This window comes from Methylobacterium bullatum, from assembly GCF_014845095.1.
Classification (GTDB): Bacteria; Pseudomonadota; Alphaproteobacteria; order Rhizobiales; family Beijerinckiaceae; genus Methylobacterium; species Methylobacterium bullatum.
Map to the genome: position 1 here is coordinate 1 of NZ_NKUG01000206.1, position 4,575 is coordinate 4,575.

4 protein-coding genes are annotated in these 4,575 nt (G+C 67.5%); all 4 read left to right on the forward strand.

Translation table 11 applies throughout. The features are described from left to right. The coding region (locus MBTS_RS21880) for a TonB-dependent receptor (protein ID WP_210322919.1) at nt 1–2,039 on the forward strand (2,039 nt) is incomplete at its 5' end. 104 nt (nt 2,040–2,143) lie between these two features. Next, complete coding sequence (locus tag MBTS_RS21885) at nt 2,144–3,271, forward strand: acyltransferase family protein (protein WP_373321241.1); 1,128 nt, start codon at nt 2,144–2,146, stop codon at nt 3,269–3,271. Nucleotides 3,272–3,489: 218 nt separating this feature from the next. Further along, a complete protein-coding gene (locus MBTS_RS21890; protein WP_192216466.1) occupies nt 3,490–4,014 on the forward strand; it encodes an Hsp20 family protein in 525 nt (174 codons plus the stop codon). A 99-nt stretch (nt 4,015–4,113) separates the two neighbouring features. Then, nucleotides 4,114–4,575, forward strand: a 462-nt coding sequence (locus tag MBTS_RS21895; RefSeq protein ID WP_192216467.1) for a hypothetical protein, incomplete at its 3' end; no start/stop codon positions are given.

A 4,575-nucleotide genomic window follows, 5' to 3' on the forward strand; every position in this document is an offset into this window, starting at 1 on the left:
GTTCGGGGTCGGGGCGTCTGGGGGACCTGCCGCCCCCCTATGCCGGCGGTCAGGTGGCGCGCGGCGGGTCCCTCGGGATCCTCGGCACCAGGGATGTGCTGAACACGCCCTTCAGCACCGTCAACTTCACCCAGCAGGTGATCCAGGATCAGCAGGCGCGCACCGTCGCCGACACGCTCATCAACGATTCCTCCGTGCGCCTCACGACGGGCAGCAACGGGTTCGACGACACGTTCCAGATCCGCGGCTTCGACGTCCCGTCACAGGATGTGGGCTTGAACGGTCTGTACGGCCTCGTTCCCTCCAACCGCGTGGCGGCGCAGTACATCGAGCGTATCGAACTGCTCAAAGGGCCCGGTGCCTTCATGTACGGCATCCCTCCGGGCGGGAGCGTCGGCGGCAGCATCAACATCGTGACCAAGCGGGCGCTCGATATCCCGTTCGTGCGCGTCACGCCGCAATTCATCAGCGACGGCAATTTCGGCGTCCATGTCGATGCCGGCACCCGCGCCGGCGAGAACAAGGAATGGGGCATCCGCTTCAACGGCCTGGGCCGGACCGGCGAGGCCTCGATCAACGGCGGCGACGTCCAGAGCGGCATCGGCGCCCTCTCGCTCGACTATCGCGGCGAGCGCCTGCGCTGGGCCCTCGATGTCATCTCGCAGAACGACGACACGAAGAACTTCCGGCCGCAGATGACCCTGCAAGCGGACATCCCCTTCATTCCCCGGCCACCCGACGCCCGGGGCAACTGGTATCCGGGCACGCTGCTCAAGCAGCGCGACAACACCATCGCCTCCTTTGTGGAGTACGACCTGACCGATTGGCTGACGGCCTATGGCGGAATCGGCTATCGCGCCGGCTCAAACCAGCAGACTTTCCCGGATTCCCGCGTCTTCGGATTCTCGAACGGTGCCGACGCCCTCGGCAACTTCCGGCTCATCAACGCCTTCTACGATTCCGACAGCAGCACGATCAGCGGCAATGCCGGCGTGAAGGCCCGGTTCGACACAGGCCCCATCAACCATTCGCTGAACCTCGTCTTCACGGGGTTCACCCGCGAGGACGGCTTCGCCTACGTCTCGAATACACCGGATGAATCGGTGCCGTCGAACATCTACCGGCCGGCACCGCTTCCCGTGGTCACCGGGGCGCGCCTCAATCCCCAACGCTATGCCGACACCTCGCTGACGAGCGTCGCCGTCGTCGACACGATGTCGGTCCTCGACGACCGTATCCTGCTCACCGCGGGCGTCCGCTACCAGATGGTGAACCAGAAGGGCTACGACACCGTCACCCAAGCTCGGACGAGCGAGTACGCTTCCGATGCCACGTCGCCCCTCGCGGGCATCGTCATCAAGCCCTGGCAGAACGTGTCCCTCTACGCCAACTACGCGGAAGGATTGACGGCGGGTATGATCGTCGCCCCCGGCTTCAGCAATGCGGGCGCGATCCTCAGCCCCTACAAGTCGGATCAGCAGGAAGTCGGGATCAAGGTCGATTGGGGGACCATCACGACGACGGCCGCCCTCTTCCAGATCAGCCGACCCAACCAGGCCGTGTCCGCCACCAACGTGGTGGCCTATAACGGCGAGCAGCGTAACCGGGGCCTGGAACTGTCGGCCTACGGCGCCATCCTGCCGAGCCTGCGCGGCTTCGCGAGCGCCACCTTCCTGCGCCCCGAACTGACGAAGCCGGACGATCCGCTCCAGCGTGGGAACGATGCCTCCGGGGTGCCCGACCTCACCGCTTCCGCCGGCCTCGAATGGGACACGCCCTGGGTGCCGGGCCTCTCACTGAACGGCCGGGTGATCTACACGTCGGGTCCCTACCTCACCAACGCCAACACCTTGCGCTTCCCCGACTGGACGCGGGTCGATCTCGGCCTTCGCTACGCGACGCTGGTCTATGACCGGCCGATCACCTTCCGGTTCAATGTCGAGAACGTCGCCGACAACCGCTACTGGCTCACGACGGGCACCTTCGTGACCGTCGCATCGCCCCGCACCTTCATCCTGTCCGCCTCCCTCGACTTCTGAGGGAGCGGACCCTTCGGCAATCCGAGCCGTCGCGTTGACCGTGCATCCGGCATCGATCAAGGAAAGCTGCATCACAGGCAGCCGGCCTTGACCCCGGATCGGCCATGCTCGTCCCCGGATTGCGACGGAGTGCAGCTTTGGCCCCAGCGACCCAGATCCCAGGCCCCGGCGCCGAGGAGGCCCTGAGACTCGCCTGGGTCGATGTCGCCAAGGGCCTGTGCATCGTCCTCGTGGTGATGATGCACTCGACCCTCGGCACCGGCAACGAGATGGGTGGCGAGGGCTTCCTCCACAATGTGGTCGCCTTCGCCAAGCCGTTCCGCATCCCCGATTTCTTCCTCCTGTCGGGTCTGTTCGTCGGCCGCGTGATCGACCGGGACTGGCGTCTCTTCGCCGACCGGCGGGTGGTGCATTTCGCCTATTTCTATCTGCTCTGGGTCCTCATCCAATCGGCGGTGAAATACGGCCAGATCGTCGATGGCGCCGGGCCGGGGGCTTTTCTCGCCCATCTCGCCCACGCTCTGGTGGAGCCCTATTCCACCCTCTGGTTCATCTACCTGCTCGCCGTGTTCTCGGTGCTGACGAAGCTGCTGCGGGGCCTGCATCCGGCGCTGCTCCTCGGCGGGGCCGCCCTGCTCCAGAGCCTTCCCCTCGATGGATATTCGGATCTCGTCACCGAATTCTGCGGCCGCTACGTCTGGTTCGTCGCCGGCTACCTGTTCGCGGCCCGGATCTTCCGGTTCGCCGACCTCGTCCGTCGCCACCCCCGCGCCGCCCTCGTCGGCCTGGCGGCCTGGGCCATGGTGAACGGCCTCTTCGCCTTCACCGCCACCGGCCACGCGACCTTCCCGACCCTGGCGAGCCTGCCCCTCGTCAGCCTCGCCCTCGGCGGGGCCGGGGCGCTCGCCATCGTGGCCGTCGGCGCATTGCTCACCCTCGCCGGGGGGCCTTTGACGGCGGCGCTCAGAGCCTGCGGCGAGCGCTCGATCGTCATCTACCTCGCCTTCTTCCTGCCCATGGCGGCGACCCGGATGCTGATCGTGAAGACCGGCGCCGTCACCGATATCGGGCTGGCCAGCCTCATCGTGACCCTCGTCGCCGTGCTCGTCCCCCTCGCCATCGAACGGGTGGTGCGCCACACGCCCTTCGTCTTCCTGTTCCGCCGCCCGGCGGCATTCCACATCGTCGCCGAGACGCCGCCACGATCCGCGACGACGGCGGCGGTGCGCTGAGACGGCGAAGTATTCAGAGATAGCGTTTCCGGGCGATTCGCGATGGAAGGCGGGTCCGAAGCCCGGCCCTCACACCGCGAAAAAATCCACATCGCCCCGGAACCGCACGCCGACCTCTGCGTTTCACGCGTGCGAGGCCATGAACGGCTCGCACCTTGGCGCCGGACACGGTGTCCGGCGGCCTTTGTCATCACGTTGCTCTTCAGGAGGATGTGGTCATGAGGACCTTGGATTTCGCACCGCTCTATCGCTCGACCGTCGGTTTCGACCGCATGATCTCGCTGCTCGACCAGGCAGCCCGCGTCGAGCCGTCGACGACCTGGCCGCCCTACGACATCGAGAAGGTGGCCGACGACGCCTATCGCATCACCATGGCGGTCGCCGGCTTCACCCCGGATGAGATCGACCTGACGCAGCACGACACCGTCCTCCAGGTCACGGGCCAGAGGACCGGCCGGAGAGGCGACCGGACCACCGACCAGGACGGGGAGCGCGCCTATCTGCATCGCGGAATCGCGACGCGGCCCTTCCGGCAGACGTTCAACCTGGCCGACCACGTGAGGGTCACGGGCGCCAGCCTCGACAACGGACTGCTGACCGTGGACCTCAAGCGCGAGGTGCCGGAGGCCCTCAAGCCCCGCCGCATCGCCATCGCTAGCGCGACGAGCCCCATCGGCCAGGACAACGCGCAGGTTCAGGACAACGCGCACGCGCAGGTCGAGGACCAAGCCGAGGCGGCCTGAACCCGCCTTGAGCCATGACAGTCGAACCTCGGCGGCCTTCGGGCTCGCGAGGGCCGCATCGTTTTAGTCCTGCCTCACAGCCATCAGGGAGGATCGATCATGTCGATGAGGGAGACGCACTTGTCCCGTTCCGGCCTCGGAACGTCCGGCCTCATGAACGGCCCCATGAACCCAGCCGCGACCCAGTCCGCCTCGTTCGAGGCGTGGCAGGCCGTGGTCGCCCCCGGGGACGTGTTCCGTCATCCGCGCGAGGTGCTGGCGCACCCGCTCCTCTCCCGCGAGGAGAAGCGGACGATCCTGGCCTCCTGGGTCTCGGACGCCTGCGCCCTCGAGAACGCACCGGGCCTGCGCTGCCTCACCGGGGCCAGGGCCGAGCCGGTCACCGTCGAGGCCCTGCTCGCGGCGCTCGCCGAACTCGATGGCGGCGCCGCCCCGGAGAAGGCCGCCGACGCCCCTCGCCCCGCCCGGCGCCGCCGGCCGCGCCTCGCGAACCTGCACCGCTATCTCAGCCCGCGTCGCCGCAACGACGACGACGAGCCGCCGCCCTGCCCGGCGACGATC